13 protein-coding genes are annotated in these 13,759 nt (G+C 69.6%); 4 read left to right on the top strand and 9 right to left on the bottom strand.

Features of this window, described 5'->3' with window-relative positions; genetic code table 11:
* Window positions 1-32: 32 nt before the first annotated feature.
* From G6N30_RS02380 to G6N30_RS02370, 3 genes are read right to left on the bottom strand one after another with little or no spacing between them, the layout of a single operon-like run.
* Window positions 33-950 carry a 3-carboxyethylcatechol 2,3-dioxygenase gene (locus G6N30_RS02380; RefSeq protein ID WP_244964983.1) on the bottom strand — a complete coding sequence of 306 codons (918 nt, stop codon included), beginning with the start codon at window positions 948-950 and terminating at the stop codon, window positions 33-35.
* On the bottom strand, window positions 898-2,604 hold the full coding sequence (locus tag G6N30_RS02375; RefSeq protein ID WP_134059537.1) for a bifunctional 3-(3-hydroxy-phenyl)propionate/3-hydroxycinnamic acid hydroxylase: 1,707 nt from the start codon (window positions 2,602-2,604) through the stop codon (window positions 898-900). The genes G6N30_RS02380 and G6N30_RS02375 overlap by 53 nt, the downstream gene beginning before the upstream one ends.
* Window positions 2,604-3,467 (bottom strand): alpha/beta fold hydrolase, encoded by an 864-nt coding sequence (locus G6N30_RS02370; RefSeq protein WP_134059534.1) that lies wholly within the window; start codon window positions 3,465-3,467, stop codon window positions 2,604-2,606. Before G6N30_RS02370 ends, G6N30_RS02375 begins: the two co-directional genes overlap by 1 nt.
* Before the next feature lie 108 nt (window positions 3,468-3,575).
* Between G6N30_RS02370 and G6N30_RS02365 the strand changes: the two genes are divergently transcribed.
* Both G6N30_RS02365 and G6N30_RS02360 read left to right on the top strand, forming a co-directional pair.
* Window positions 3,576-4,283, top strand: coding sequence for an IclR family transcriptional regulator (locus tag G6N30_RS02365; protein ID WP_234880307.1), 708 nt, complete (start codon window positions 3,576-3,578; stop codon window positions 4,281-4,283).
* A gap of 31 nt (window positions 4,284-4,314) precedes the next feature.
* Entirely contained in the window at window positions 4,315-5,922 is a 1,608-nt protein-coding gene (locus G6N30_RS02360) for an FAD-dependent oxidoreductase (protein ID WP_134059528.1), read from the top strand.
* 6 nt (window positions 5,923-5,928) lie between these two features.
* On the opposite strand, the gene meaB is transcribed toward G6N30_RS02360, so the two are convergent.
* Both meaB and G6N30_RS02350 read right to left on the bottom strand, forming a co-directional pair.
* Window positions 5,929-6,801: a methylmalonyl Co-A mutase-associated GTPase MeaB gene (gene meaB, locus G6N30_RS02355; RefSeq protein WP_134060315.1), complete on the bottom strand. Its 873-nt coding sequence runs from the start codon at window positions 6,799-6,801 to the stop codon at window positions 5,929-5,931.
* Window positions 6,802-6,825: 24 nt separating this feature from the next.
* A complete protein-coding gene (locus tag G6N30_RS02350) occupies window positions 6,826-7,977 on the bottom strand; it encodes a thiolase family protein (protein WP_134059525.1) in 1,152 nt (383 codons plus the stop codon).
* Between the two features lie 78 nt (window positions 7,978-8,055).
* Here G6N30_RS02350 and G6N30_RS02345 point away from each other — a divergent pair, with 78 nt between their 5' ends.
* Both G6N30_RS02345 and G6N30_RS02340 read left to right on the top strand, forming a co-directional pair.
* Window positions 8,056-8,820: an SDR family NAD(P)-dependent oxidoreductase gene (locus G6N30_RS02345; protein WP_134059522.1), complete on the top strand. Its 765-nt coding sequence runs from the start codon at window positions 8,056-8,058 to the stop codon at window positions 8,818-8,820.
* Window positions 8,817-9,572 (top strand): SDR family NAD(P)-dependent oxidoreductase, encoded by a 756-nt coding sequence (locus G6N30_RS02340; protein ID WP_134059519.1) that lies wholly within the window; start codon window positions 8,817-8,819, stop codon window positions 9,570-9,572. Before G6N30_RS02345 ends, G6N30_RS02340 begins: the two co-directional genes overlap by 4 nt.
* Window positions 9,573-9,654: 82 nt before the next feature.
* Here G6N30_RS02340 and G6N30_RS02335 read toward each other — a convergent pair whose 3' ends face one another.
* The 4 genes from G6N30_RS02335 to G6N30_RS02320 are packed head-to-tail and all read right to left on the bottom strand — an operon-like array spanning window position 9,655 to window position 13,715.
* Window positions 9,655-10,422, bottom strand: a complete 768-nt coding sequence (locus G6N30_RS02335) for an enoyl-CoA hydratase/isomerase family protein (RefSeq protein ID WP_163687347.1) — start codon at window positions 10,420-10,422, stop codon at window positions 9,655-9,657.
* Entirely contained in the window at window positions 10,423-11,511 is a 1,089-nt protein-coding gene (locus G6N30_RS02330) for an acyl-CoA dehydrogenase family protein (RefSeq protein WP_134059516.1), read from the bottom strand.
* Entirely contained in the window at window positions 11,498-12,313 is an 816-nt protein-coding gene (locus G6N30_RS02325; RefSeq protein WP_134059513.1) for an acyl-CoA dehydrogenase family protein, read from the bottom strand. The genes G6N30_RS02330 and G6N30_RS02325 overlap by 14 nt, the downstream gene beginning before the upstream one ends.
* A complete protein-coding gene (locus G6N30_RS02320) occupies window positions 12,291-13,715 on the bottom strand; it encodes a class I adenylate-forming enzyme family protein (RefSeq protein ID WP_134059510.1) in 1,425 nt (474 codons plus the stop codon). The genes G6N30_RS02325 and G6N30_RS02320 overlap by 23 nt, the downstream gene beginning before the upstream one ends.
* Window positions 13,716-13,759 lie beyond the last annotated feature (44 nt).

The following is a 13,759-nucleotide window of genomic DNA, read 5'->3' as shown; positions in this document are numbered from 1 at the left end:
GACCACCAGCACGTCGACCTGCCTGTCGAAGTTCACGCCGGTACCGCCGTCCGGATCGCGAACCCGGCGATCAGCTCCGGCGCGGCGCGGTAGAACCGCTGCTGCGTGCGGTACTGGCCGCCCGCCGCGAGCGCCGCGAAAGCCGCCACCCACGTGCGGATCTCGTGCGCCGAGTTGCCGCCCTCGCGAGCGATGAAGGCGTTCGACCACCCGTCGAGGTCCGAGCGCCGGCCCTCGTCGAGGATCTCCAGGAACGTGGCGTCCCACGCCGGGTTCAGCGGCTGCAGCGGGCTGTCTCCGTGGGCGAATGCGTGGGCCGCGTCGATGACCGCGGACTGCCGGGCCAGCCGCGCCTCGGCGCTCATCGGGGCGCCGTGCACGATGCGGTCGAGCGCCGCGGGCGGCGCGGTCGCCAGCGTGGGAACCGGCGGGTCGTGCGACAACCCGCCCGACCCGATCACCAGCACGCGCTTGTCGAGCGTCGCGAGGTAGCCGCCCACCGCCTCCCCCAGCGACCGGGAGCGGCGCAGCGGACCCAGCGGGGTGGCGACGGAGTTGATGAACACCGGGATGACCGGCCGGGCCGTCGCGTCGCCGAAGAGCTTTTCCAGTGGCTGCACGGTGCCGTGGTCGACGTCCATGCTCGCCGAGATCGCGACGTCCACACCGGCTTCCAGTACCGCCGTGGCCAATTCGTCGGCCAGTGCCTTCGGCACGTCGAGTGGACCGGCGTACGTGCCGTAGTCGCCGACGCCCTGGGCGGCGGTGCCGACGCAGAACGGCGGCATGACCTTGTAGAAGAACCCGTTGTAGTGGTCCGGCGAGAAGGTGACCACCAGTTCGGGGTCGAAATCCGCGACGAAGTCACGGGCGCCCGCGAGCGCCGCGTCGATGTCGTCAAGGAGTTCCCGCGACGGTCCCGGAAGGTTCAGTAGCGGACTGTGCGACATGCAGCACAGGGCGATCTGCGCCATGGTGACCATTGCCTCCTCCCTGGGTCAGATGGAGCACACCGAACAGTGCGGTGCTCACTTCGGGGGCCAGCTGGGCGATGCAGGCGCCGGCGATGCAGCGATCGGGGCGCAGGAACAGGACCGATTCGCTGTGCGCGTCGAACCATCCCTTGAGCGCCCCGGTGCGGTCGCCGACCACGACGACGTTTGGGTCGTCGTGACCGGTCCAGTGCAACTGGGTCGACGGACGCGCCGCGATGAACCTCGCGCCCAGCGCTTTCCACCGGTCGAAGGTCTCGTCACCCAGCAGTGCGCGGGGGTTGTTGTTCCAGCACAGCACCGCGAAGCCGGTACCGAGCACCTCGTCGAGCAGGACGTTCTGCTGGTCGCGGGTGTCGACGCGGGGCTGGACGAACAGCGTGCCGGTCGGCGAGGTCGCCGTCGGCGCCTGCGGATGGAACACCGCGCCCTGTTCGTAGCGGGGCATCGGCTTGAACCGCATCTCCAGCACGTAGCGCTTGAGCGACGGCACCACCGATGCGCCACGAATCAGCCTGTCCCGCATCGCCGCGACGCGTCGATTGGTCGGAGAGATGACGCGGCCCACCATCGTGGACAGGTCGATCATCGCCCTGGCGTGCTTGCGGCGTTCCATGTCGTAGGTGTCGAGCAGGGCGTCACCGGCGCGGCCGTTGACCACCGCGGCGAGTTTCCATCCGAGGTTGGCGGCGTCGCGGATGCCGCTGTTGTAGCCCTGGCCCTGCCACACCGGCATCAGGTGGGCCGCATCGCCGGCCAGGAACATCCGGCCCTTGCGGAAGGCGCCGGCGATCCGCGAGTGGTGGGTGTAGAGCCGGTGCCGGATCACCTCGACGCGTTCGGGATGGGGCACCAGCAGCCCCAGCATCCGGTGGATGAACGCCGGGTCCTCGGCTTGTTCGTCGGTCTCGTCGGCGTGGATCATGAACTCGAACCGGCGGATTCCGTGGGCAATCGATATCGAGGCGTACGGTCGCGCCGGATCGGCCCCCACCTCGCTGTTGGGGTGGCCGAGTGGATCGTTGGCGATGTCGACGACCAGCCACCGCGTCGGTGAGGTGGTGCCGTCGAACGACACGCCCATCAGGCGGCGCGTCGCACTGCGCCCACCGTCACAGCCGACCACGTAGCGGGCGCGCACAGGCGTGGAGTCACCCTCCAGCCGCACGGTCACCCCGTCCGTGGTTTCGTTGCACGCCAGCATCTTCCGCCCCCATCGCACCTCGACGTGCGGGAATCGGGACAATCCGGCGTGCAGTTCGGCGTCCACCATCGGCTGGACGAAGCCGTTGCGCTTGGGCCAGCCGAAGCGGGCGTCGGGCGGGGCCATCTCGGCGAGCAACCTGCGGTTGCCGTCGAAGAACCGCAGGATCTGGTTGGGCACGGTGTGCGGCAGGATCTTGTCGACCAGGCCGATGCCCTGAAAGGTCCGCAACGCCTCGTCGTCGAGCCCGACGCCGCGCGGATAGTCGATGAGCGTCGCCCGCTCCTCGACGACCACGGTGCGAACGCCCTGCAGTCCGAGGATGTTGGCCAGCGTCAGGCCCACCGGGCCGGCGCCGACGATCACGACGTCGGTGTCCGTGGCGCCCTGCTCCGCGATGCCGGTCATCAGCGGCCCAGCAGGAAGTCGATGTGTAACCGGTTGAAGGTCTTGGGGTCCTCGTACTGCGGCCAGTGCCCGCAGCCGGGCATCACCTCGAAGCGGGCGCCGGGGATCATCGACGCGATCCGGCGGCCCTCCGCCACGTCGGCGGTCGGGTCGTCGCTGGTCCAGACCACCAGCGTCGGCGCGGTGATCGCGCCGTACTCGGCGGGGCCGAGGAGGTTGCGGGCGCGGATCTCGGGATCCTGCAACGCCATGATGTCGCGCATCGCGGACACGAAACCCGGTTGGCGGTAGACCCGTTGGCGGCTGGCGACGATGTCGTCGTACCCCTTGGTCTTGTCGGCCATCAACCACGTGATGCGGGCCTGCACGGTCTCCCAGCTGGGGTCCTCGGCCGCCGCCATGGACAGCGTGACGATGCGCTTCATCACCTCGGGATCGGCCTGGGAGCCGCCTGCGGTGTTGAGCACCAGCCGCTCGACGCGTTCGCCGTGATCGGCGGCCAGCCGGGCCGCGACCCAGCCGCCCAGCGATTCGCCGCTGATGTGGGCCCTGGCGGCGTCGATGGCGTCGAGGAACGCCAGCAGATGCTCGACGTAGTGCCGGATCTCGAGCGGATGGCCGGGTTTGTCGGTGTAGCCGTGCCCCAGCATGTCGATCGACCAGGTGGAGAAGTGCTCGGCGTGGGCCTCCAGGTTGCGGACGTAAGCCTCAGCGTGACCGCCGGACCCGTGCAGGAGAACAAGTGCCGGCTTGTCGATGTCCCCGGCGTGCAGGTAGCGCGTGCGGGCTCCCCCGGCGTCGAGATAGCCCTGGGAGAACGCGACTCCCTGGAGGTCGCTCCACACACTTTCGTGCTCAGCCACCGAGTTTCGTCTCCTCTTCGCTGCGGAAATATGATTCTCGCTTTGCGGTAGTGCTGCGTGCTAATATCGCTCACTAATGTGCACTATGTTAAGAGCATCACTCTCGCGATGACGTCTGTCAAGGGAACGGGCGGGAACGTGCCCGACAAGCTCGCGGCCGGGTCCCAGACCCTCGCGAGGGGGTTGTCGGCACTGCAGGCGGTGGCGACCGCGCCCGCGGGACTCACTGTCCAGCAGGTCGCCGACTACGTCGGCGTGCACCGCACGATCGCCTACCGGCTACTCGGCACGCTGACCCAGTTCCGCTACGTCACCAGGGGCGAGGACGGCCGGTACCGTCCCGCGGCGGGGCTGGCGCTGCTCGGGTCGTCGTTCGACAACAACGTGCGCGCACTGAGCGTCCCGGTGCTGCGCGGCCTCGCCGACGAGTTGGGCACCACCGTCTCGCTGCTCGTCGCGGAGGGTGATCAACAGGTGGCGGTCGCGGTCATCAGCCCGACGAATGTGTACTACCACTTGTCATTCCATGAGGGCAGCCGATATCCGCTGGACCGTGGCGCTGCCGGGATCGCGCTGCTGGCGAGCATGCCGCCGCGGCCCGGCGAGAGGGAACTCGTGCCCCTGGCCCGCGAACAGGGCTGGGTGATCACCCACGGCGAGGTCGAGCCCAACACCTACGGTCTGGCGGTGCCGGTGCGCCGGCGGCCGCCCTCACCGCCGACGTGCATCAACCTGATCTCGCATCGGGAGGACGTCGTGCTGGGCGGGAAGGACGCGGTCATCACCGCCGCCAAGGAACTCGCCGCCGTCCTCTGACGAGGATGCGTCCCGACAGGAAGGACCCGATGTGAGCGCTTGGGACCACGAGACCGATGTCGTCGTGCTGGGCAGTGGGGGCGCCGGCCTGGCCGCGGCACTGGCCGCTGTCGCGCACGGCGCCGCGGTGGAGGTGTACGAGAAGGCGGTGACCGTCGGCGGGACGACCGCGGTGTCCGGTGGCATCGTGTGGATCCCGGCGCACGACCGGGCGGCCGACGACCTCACCGTCGACGACGCGCTGGCCTACCTGCGGGCGCAGTCGCTGGGCGTGATGGACGACGACCTGGTCGAGACGTTCGTTCGCACCGGCCCTCGGATGCTCGAATTCGTCGAGGCACACAGTGAACTGCGCTTCGCCGTCGCCGAGGGTTTCCCCGACTACAAACCCGAACTGCCGGGCGGCCGCCCCGGCGGTGGCCGGTCGCTGTCGGCGGCCCCCTTCGACCTCGCGAGGCTGGGGCCGTGGCGGGACCGGATCACCTCCTTCCCCGCCGACTTCAGCAACGTGGGCATCGACGCCGAGACCCGCGCCCGCATCCACGCGTCGGTCGACGAGACGCTCACCGATCCCTGTGTCGCAGGCACGGCACTGGTCGCCGGTCTCCTCAAGGGACTGCTCGACGCCGGCGTCACCCCGTACACCGAGTCCCGCGCCGTCGAGCTGATGGCCGACGACGGGCGTATCACCGGCGTGCGAATCCAGCAGCAGGACAGGGAAATCCGCGTTCATGCCCGGCGCGGCGTCATCCTCGGCACCGGCGGGTTCGAGTGGGATCACGCGCTCACCGAGGCATTCCTGCGCGGGCCGATGCGCGGTGCCGTCTCGCCACCGAACAACACCGGCGACGGCCTGCGCATGGCCATGGCGCACGGCGCCGATCTTGCGAACATGGGCGAGGCCTGGTGGGTGCCGATCGTGCGGATCCCGGGCGACACCATCGACGGGCACCCGCGCAGCCGCAGCGTCCGGCTGGAACGCACCCGGCCGCGCAGCATCATCGTCAACCGGGCCGGCAGGCGGTTCGTCAACGAGGCCGGCGAATACAACTCGATGGCCGGCGCGTTCCAGTACCTCGACCCCAGACACGGTTACGTCAACGATCCGGCCTGGATCGTGTTCGACTCGTTGCACCTTAAGAAGTACGGCTTCCTCGCGGTGGAACCCGACGGGCCAGCACCGGACTGGTACGCGAGGTCGGCGGACCTGGCCGAACTGGGCGAGAAGACCGGCATCGACGCGGACGGCCTGGCCCGCACCCTGACCGACTGGAACCACCACGTCGCCGAGGAACGCGACCCCGAATTCGGCAGGGGCGCCAGCGCATACGACGGTTACTGGGGTGATCCCTGCGCACCCACTCCGGCGTTGCAGACTCTCGGGCCGATCGACACGCCGCCGTACTACGCCGTTCCGGTGGCGATCGGCGCCATGGGCACCAAGGGCGGTCCCCGCACCGACCGCGACGGCCGGGTCCTCCACGTCAGCGGCACGCCAATCCCCGGGCTGTACGCGGCGGGCAACGCGATGGCGGGGGCGACGGGCAAAGCCTACGGCGGTGCGGGCGGAACACTGGGCCCCGCAATGGTCTTCGGTGTGCGCGCCGGGCACGCCGCGGCGACGGGTCAGTCCTTCTAGCGGCGGTCAGGATTCGACGCGAGCCGTGAACAACTGCGCGGCCGCGCTGTAGGGATCGTGAGTACCGTCGGCGACGAGCCCGGCGAGCCGGTCGAGGTCGGGATGAGTGCGCAACAGGGTGTGCGCCAGGGACATGATCTGGGTGCGGGCGCGGGCGGTGCGCCGCTCGGCGGTGTCGTCACGATGATGGGTGTCGATGGTGTCGACCAACTCGGGCACGCCGTCACCCTGTGCGGCAATGAGTTTGATGATCGGCACACTCACCTCGCCCCGCAGGTCCCGTACCGTCTGGTCGGCGCCGTCACGGTCGGCCTTATTGACCACCACGATGTCGGCGACCTCGAGCAGACCCGCCTTCGCGGCCTGCACGGCATCGCCGGCGCCGGGGTTGAGCACGACCACGGTGGGATCGGCGATCGCGGCGATCTCGATCTCCGACTGGCCGACACCGACCGTCTCCAGCACGATCAGGTCGTAGGACAGCGCGGCGAGCAACCGGATCGCGGCCGGCACAGCGGCGGCCAGCCCCCCGAGATGCCCGCGGGTGGCCACCGACCGGATCAATACGCCGGGATCGTTGATGTGGGCGGCCATCCGGATGCGGTCGCCGAGCAGGGCGCCGCCGCTGTAGGGCGAGGACGGGTCGACGGCCAGCACCGCGACCTGCAGACCGCGCTGCCGGTAGGCCGCGACCAGCGCGGCCACCGTGGTCGACTTCCCCGCGCCGGGCGGTCCGGTGAGGCCGACGACGCGCGCCGGATGCGGAGCCAGCGCGGCGAGCACCTCGTCGCGACGGGTGCCTTCGACCAGGCTCAGCAGCCGGCCGGCGGCGCGGGTCGAACCGTTACGCGCCGCGTCGATGAGCTCGTTGATGTCCATGTGCGGGTGCATGCACCGCTCAGCCTAGGGTGCCGGCACCTCGATGACCGTCGCCGAGCCCATCCCGCCGCCGGCGCACATGGCCGCAACCCCGATACCGCCGCCGCGGCGGCGCAGTTCGTGCACCAGCGTCACGATCATCCGGGCGCCGGTCGCGGCCACCGGGTGGCCGAGCGAGCATCCGCTGCCGCTGACGTTGACCCGGACGGGATCGATGTCGAGCATCTTGACCGTCGCCACGCACATCGCCGCGAACGCCTCGTTGATCTCGAAGAGGTCCACGTCGGCGATCGACATGCCGGCCCGCTTCAGCGCCTTCGGGATCGCCTCGACGGGCGCCAGTCCGGTGAAGGCGGGATCCACGCCGACCGAGGCCCAGGACTTGACGGTGCCCAGCGCGGGCATTCCCAGCCGGTCGCTGGCCAGGGCCAGCACCGCGGCACCGTCGTTGGCGCCGCAGGCGTTTCCCGCGGTGATCGAGAAGCCCTCGATCTCCGGGTGCAGCGGTTTGAGCGAGGCGAGCTTCTCGATGCTGGTGTCGCGGCGCGGGTGCTCGTCGGTCTCGAACAGTCCGTGCGACGTCTCGATCGGGACGATCTCCTCCTTGAAGCGGCCCTCGTCGATGGCCTGGACCGCTTTGCGGTGCGAGTCGAGCGCCCACTGGTCCATCTCCTCGCGGCTGACGCCGGCGCGCACGGCGGCGTTCCAGCCGACGGTGATGGACATGTCCATGTTGGGGGCGTCGGCGCGATCGGGGTGGGTGGGCGGGAACCAGTCGAGCATCGCGGCGTCCTTGGCGCTGCTCGCGCGCCGGGTGAAACGCGGTGTGGTGGAGGCGGAGTTGACGCCGCCGGCGATCACCAGCTGATCCATGCCCGCGCGGATACTGGCTGCCGCGCTCTGCACCGCGGCCTGACCGGCCGCGCAGTGACGGTTGTTCGACAGGCCGGGCACCGAGGTGAGGCCGGCGGTGATCGCGGCGTGGCGGGCGATCACACCGCCGCCGTAGAGGCCTTCGCCGAGCACGACGTCGTCGATCTGGCCTGCCGGCAGGTCTCCGGCCGCCGCCCCCACGACGTGTTCGGCCAGCCGGTAGGCGTCGGTGTCGCGCAGCGTTCCCTTCATCGCGGTGCCGATCGGGGTGCGCAGGGCGGAGACGATGACGGCTTCTGGCATGGATTGACTCCGTTTCTGCGGCGTATGAGAATACTATTCTCTCAACACGAGAGTCTTAGTTGCAAGAAGGGGAACCGCATGCAAATCGCCGGGAGCTCAGCGATCGTCGTCGGTGGCGCAGGAGGGCTCGGTGAGGCGACCGTGCGCCGGCTGCACCGCGTGGGCGCCAAGGTGGTCGTCGCCGACCTGGCCGACGACAAGGGCGCGGCGCTCGAACAGGAGCTCGGGGTGCGCTACGTCCGCACCGACGCGACGTCCGAGGAGTCGGTGAACGCCGCCATCGCCGAGGCGGAATCCCTCGGCCCCCTCCGGATCTCGGTCGACACCCATGGCGGACCGGCCAGCGGCGGACGGCTCATCGGCAAGGACGGTTCGCCGCTCGCCCTCGACGGGTTCAAGAAGACCATCGAGTTCTATCTGACGGCCGTGTTCAACGTGATGCGGCTGACGGCCGCGGCGATCGCGAAATCCGAACCGCTGGACGAAGGCGGGCGCGGGGTCATCATCAACACCGCCTCGATCGCGGGCTACGAGGGTCAGATCGGTCAGCTCCCGTACTCGGCCGCCAAGGGCGGCGTGCTCGGGATGACGCTGGTGGCCGCCCGCGACCTCTCCCCGCTGGGCATCCGCGTCGTCACGATCGCCCCCGGCACGATCAACACGCCGGCCTACGGCAAGGCGGCCGATCAGCTGGAACAGTACTGGGCGCCGCAGGTGCCGTTCCCCAAGCGCATGGGCCGCTCGACGGAGTACGCGCAGCTGGCGCAGAGCATCGTCGAGAACGACTACCTCAACGGCGAGATCATCCGCCTCGACGGAGCGTTGCGGTTCCCGCCCAAGTGACCGACGGCGGCCGGGCGCTCGAGGGCCGAGTCGCCTTCGTCGCCGGTGCCAGTCGCGGCATCGGCGCGACGGTTGCGAAAGCCCTTGCCGCCGAGGGCGCTTCGGTGGCGGTTGCCGCCCGCTCGGAGTCCGCGGGCAGACTGCCGGGCACCATCCACTCGGTCGCGGACTCGATCACGGAGTCCGGCGGGCGTGCCCTGCCGGTGTCGTGCGACGTCACCGACGAGTCGTCGGTGCAAGCCGCTGTCGCGGCGACGGTGTCACAATTCGGCGGCGTCGACATCCTCGTGGCCAACGCCGGCGTGCTGTGGCTCGGCCCCATCGAGTCGACACCGCTGAAGCGGTGGCAGTTGTGCCTCGACGTCAACCTGACCGGAGTCTTCCTCGTCACGAAAGCGGTGATCCCCCACGTACGGGCCCGCGGCGGCGGTTCGCTGATCGCGGTGACGACCACCGGGGTGACGATGACCGATCAGGGCGCCAATGCGTACTGGGTGTCCAAGGCCGCCGCGGAGCGGTTGTATCTCGGCTTGGCCGCCGACCTGCGCCCGGACAACATCGCGGTCAACTGCCTGAGCCCTTCGCGGGTCGTGCTCACCGAAGGCTGGGAGGCGGGTGGGGCGGGCATGGAGATTCCGCCGGAGATGATCGAACCGCCGGAGGCCATGGCCCGCGCCGCTGTCTTGCTGGCAGCACAGGACGCCGGCGGTGTCACCGGGACGATTCAGCGCTCCGAAGAGCTCGTCGGCTGACTCGTGGCCCCGCGAGCGTGCGCAAACTGCTGAAGACCGCGCGGTGCGTCGCGTGCAGACACGCACGCTCGCGGTGAGGAGTTCAGTTGTTCTTGGCGTTCAGCTTCGCGACGATGGTGCGGAAGTCCTCGGTCTGAAACGACTGCTCCTCGGCGGTGTTCGCGTAGTCGAGGCTCGCCAGCACGGCGCGCTCCAAGTGGATGTTGAGCAGCCGCTTCGTCGACTCGAGCGCCTGGCGCGGCATCTGCATCATTTTCTTCGCACAGGCGATCGCCTCGGCGAGCGGATCCTCGACGATGTGGTTGGCCAGCCCCAGCTCCGCGGCGCGCTGGGCCGGGATGCGGGCGCCGGTCATCGCGAATTCCTTGGCCAGCAGCAGGCTGATGTGCAGCGGCCACGTCAGCGGTCCGCCGTCGGCGGCGACCAGGCCGACCTGCACGTGCGGATCGGCGAAGTACGCCGTCGGCGCCATGTAGACGATGTCGCTCAACGCCACCAGGCTGCAGCCCAGCCCGACCGCCGGCCCGTTCACCGCCGCCACCACCGGGATCCGGGTGCGCGTCATCCCGAGCACGATCTCGCGGCCATGCAGGATGGTCTTGGCCCGTAGCTTCGCATCGCCGGCCAACTCCTGCAGATAGGCGAAGTCACCGCCGGCCGAGAATGCCCGTCCCGCACCGGTGATCACCGCCGCGCGGGCGTCGAGATCCTCGTTCAGCCGCGGCCACAGCTGCGCAAGACCGCAGTGCAGGGAGTCGTTGACCGCGTTGAGCGCATCGGGTCGGTTGAGCGTGATGATCCGCAGCGGACCGTCCGCGGTGACCTCGATCTCCGGTGGCATGTCGTACATCTAGACTCCTAGTCCGAGAATTCGCGAAGCGATGATGTTCTTCTGGATCTGCGACGTCCCGCCCATCACGCTCTGTGCGCGACTGTAGAGGTACGCGCTCAGCAGATCGGGGTCCTTCGTACCGGTGACCGCCAGCGCGGCATGGCCGACGGACTGTTCGGTCCACGTCATCAGCAGCTTGTCCAGCGAACCCTGCGGCCCGTGGGTGATGCCGTCGAGCTGTTCGGAGAGCCGGCGGCGCACGTGCAGACGCAGCATCTCGGCCTCCACCGCCGCCCACACCAGGTCCTCCGGCGGCCTGCCGTCGACACGAGCCGCCATCTGCCGCACCAGTTTTCCGTACCGCGCCGAGTATCCCAGCGTCGAGGGTTCACGTTCGTGGCTGACCACCGTCATCGCCAGCGCCCAGCCCTCCCCCGGCGCACCGACCATCTGATCGGCGGGCACCACGGCGCCGTCGAAGGCCACCTGGCCGAATTCGGTCGTCACCCCGTTGATCATCTTCAGCGGCCGCTGTTCGATTCCCGGCTGGTGCATGTCGACGATGAACGCCGAGATGCCCTTGTGGCGAGGGACTTCTTTGTCGGTGCGGGCCAACACCAGACACCAGTCGGCGATGTCGGAGTAGCTGGTCCAAATCTTGTGGCCGTGGATGACGTAATCGTCACCGTCACGGGTCGCGGTCGTGGTCAGCGACGCCAGATCCGAACCGGCGCCCGGTTCACTGAATCCCTGACACCAGCGCTCGGTGCCGTTGATCATGCCGGGCAGGAACCGCTGTTGCAGCTCCTTGCTGCCGTGGTGGCCGAGGCCCACCACCAGGTATCCCAGGCTGGGCCGGGGCGGCGCACCGGCACGGGCGAGTTCTTCGTCGACGATGACGTCGTAGACCGGTGGCAGTTCCCGCCCGCCGAACTCCTGCGGCCACGACGTCCCGAAGAACCCGGCCGAGTACAGCGCCTGGTGCCACTCCCCCTGCCGGGTCCAGTAATCGTCACCGGACACGGCGAACCGTCCGGCGTTGTCGGCCAGCCAGTTCCGCAATCTCTCACGGAAGGTGGCCTCTTCGGGTGAATCACGAAAATCCAAAATCGATGTCCTCCAGACGTACCGGCCACAATTCGGCAGAAGTCAGAACGCGCCGCAGGTACACGTGCGCGAGGCATTCCCAGGTGTTCCCGATGCCGCCGTGCACCTGGATCGCGGTCTCGCACACGGTGCGGGCGGCGCGCGCGCAGTACAGCTTGGCGTAGCGGCCGGCCCGCACGGCCTCCGCGGCGGGCAGTTCGTCGACCGCCCACGCGGCGTGGCGCTGGATCGACACCGAACCCTCGATCAGCGCGAGCCCCTCGGCGAGCAGATGCGCGATCGCCTGGTACGAGCCGATCGACTTCCCGTACTGCTCACGGACTTTGGCGTAGTCACACGCCAGGGCGTGCGCCCCCCGGGCCGCGCCGAGGATGTCAGCGGACGTCGTCGCCAGCGCCAGCGCCAGCCACCGCTGCCCGTCCTCGGGCGACAGCTCCGCGAGTTCCTCCGGCGACTCCGTCACCCCGGCCGCACTGTTGGTCAGGTCCACCCCGCCGGGCTCGTCGGCCGCTGCGGCCGGCGCCCGGCCAAGCAGCCTGCCGAGGTCGTCGGACAGCGCCGGGCCGAGGAACGGCACGTCGACCAGGCCGCGGCCGAATTCCTCCGCCACCACCGCGACTTCGACGCCGGAGGCGCCGTCGGAGCGCAGCGACCGCCAGCCCGTCGACTCGACCGTCCTCTCCAGCCGCGCGAGCCTGGCGGAATCGGCCAGGTCCGCCACGGAGCCCGGTCCGAGGTCGTCGGCGAGTTTGGCTGCGGCGTCGCGCAGTTGCTGTTGTTCAGCTGTCAGACGTACGTCCATGCTCCTCCTTCAGCACGCGGCGCAGAACCTTGCCAGAAGGTAAGCGCGGGATCGCCGGGACGAACACGACCCGGCTCGGTCGTTTGTAGGACGCCAACCGCTCGGCGACGAGGTCGATCAGTTCGTCGGCGGTCACGGCGGCGGCGTTGGTGGTGACGGCGGCGACCACCGTCTCACCGTCTGTGGGATGCGGCTCGCCGAACACCGCGCAGTCCTCGACGGCGGGATGTCCGTGCAGGACGGCCTCGACCTCGGCCGGGGCGACCTGGAAGCCGCGGACCTTGATCATCTCCTTGGAGCGGTCGGTGATGCGCAACCAGCCGTCGGGATCGAGACGTCCCACATCGCCCGTGCGGTACCACCCGTCGGCGAACGCCGACGCGGTCGCCTCCCGCGGAAGGTAACCCGCCATCACCGAATCCGCGCGGACCTGGATCTCCCCGACCTCGTCGGCGTCCAGGGGCGTCCCGTCCTCGAGCGACACGATCCGCACGCGCACACCGGGCACCGGCCGCCCGACGGTGTCCAGCCGCGCGCCGGTGACGGGATTGGCTGCGATGACCGGTAATTCGGTGGTTCCGTAGGCGGCCACCCAGTTCACCCCGGTGCGCCGGGTGACGTCGGCGGCGACGCTTTCGGTGACCGGGGTGGCACACCACATGATGTAGCGCAGTGACGACAAGTCGTAGGTCTCCAGTTTCGGGTGGGCGGCCAGCGCCAGCGCGATCGGCGCGACCGCCATCTCGACGGTGATCCGGTCGGATTCGATGTGGTGCAGCATCGTGTCGATGTCGAACCGCGGATGCAGCCGGATCCAGGTGCCGGTCTCGAGCGCCATGACGATGTTGAGCAGCCCGAGGATGTGCGACGGCGGCGTCATGATCTGCATGCGGTCCGCCGACGACAGCTCCAGCGCGTCGCGCCAGTGCCGCACCGCGACGGCGAACGCCCCGTGGGTGTGCCGGACCGCCTTGGGCATGCCGGTCGTCCCGGAACTGAACACGAACAGCGCGTCCGCATCCGGGGCGACCGCGTCGAACTCACGCCGCCCGGGCGCGACGGGTTCGTCGAGGTGCAGCATCGGCATCAGCTCCGCGAGGACGGGATGATCGCCGACGGCGTGGCTCGGGCAGGTCAACGTCAGCGCGTGCTCGACCTCCGTGCGCTTCCACGCGGGGCTGATCAACACCGCCGCCGCGCCCAGATGCCAGATCCCCCGCAGGGCGGCGACGAATTCGGGCCGGTTCGACGACATCATCGCCACCCGGTCACCGGCGCGCACGCCCCGCTGCTCGAGCGCCGTCGCCATACCGCTGGCCAACGCCTCGAGTTCGGCCAGCGTGTACTCGCGCTCACCGAAAGCGAGTGCGGCTGCGCCCGTCACGTGTCGGCCATCGCTCACCGCCGCCGGACCCTCCTGGACGCCGTAAACTCCACTTGAGAAGA

Source organism: Mycolicibacterium litorale (assembly GCF_010731695.1).
Taxonomy (GTDB): domain Bacteria; phylum Actinomycetota; class Actinomycetes; order Mycobacteriales; family Mycobacteriaceae; genus Mycobacterium; species Mycobacterium litorale.
Note: the sequence above shows the minus strand (reverse complement) of the source record. Positions and strands in the feature narration are given on the sequence as shown.

Excerpts from the sequence above, each read along its gene's own strand:
- G6N30_RS02380 (WP_244964983.1), bottom strand. The coding sequence starts at position 950 with ATGTCGCACAGTCCGCTACTGAACCTTCCGGGACCGTCGCGGGAACTC.
- G6N30_RS02375 (WP_134059537.1), bottom strand. The coding sequence starts at position 2,604 with ATGACCGGCATCGCGGAGCAGGGCGCCACGGACACCGACGTCGTGATC.
- G6N30_RS02365 (WP_234880307.1), top strand. The coding sequence starts at position 3,576 with ATGACGTCTGTCAAGGGAACGGGCGGGAACGTGCCCGACAAGCTCGCG.
- meaB (WP_134060315.1), bottom strand. The coding sequence starts at position 6,801 with ATGGACATCAACGAGCTCATCGACGCGGCGCGTAACGGTTCGACCCGC.
- G6N30_RS02350 (WP_134059525.1), bottom strand. The coding sequence starts at position 7,977 with ATGCCAGAAGCCGTCATCGTCTCCGCCCTGCGCACCCCGATCGGCACC.
- G6N30_RS02345 (WP_134059522.1), top strand. The coding sequence starts at position 8,056 with ATGCAAATCGCCGGGAGCTCAGCGATCGTCGTCGGTGGCGCAGGAGGG.
- G6N30_RS02335 (WP_163687347.1), bottom strand. The coding sequence starts at position 10,422 with ATGTACGACATGCCACCGGAGATCGAGGTCACCGCGGACGGTCCGCTG.
- G6N30_RS02325 (WP_134059513.1), bottom strand. The coding sequence starts at position 12,313 with ATGGACGTACGTCTGACAGCTGAACAACAGCAACTGCGCGACGCCGCA.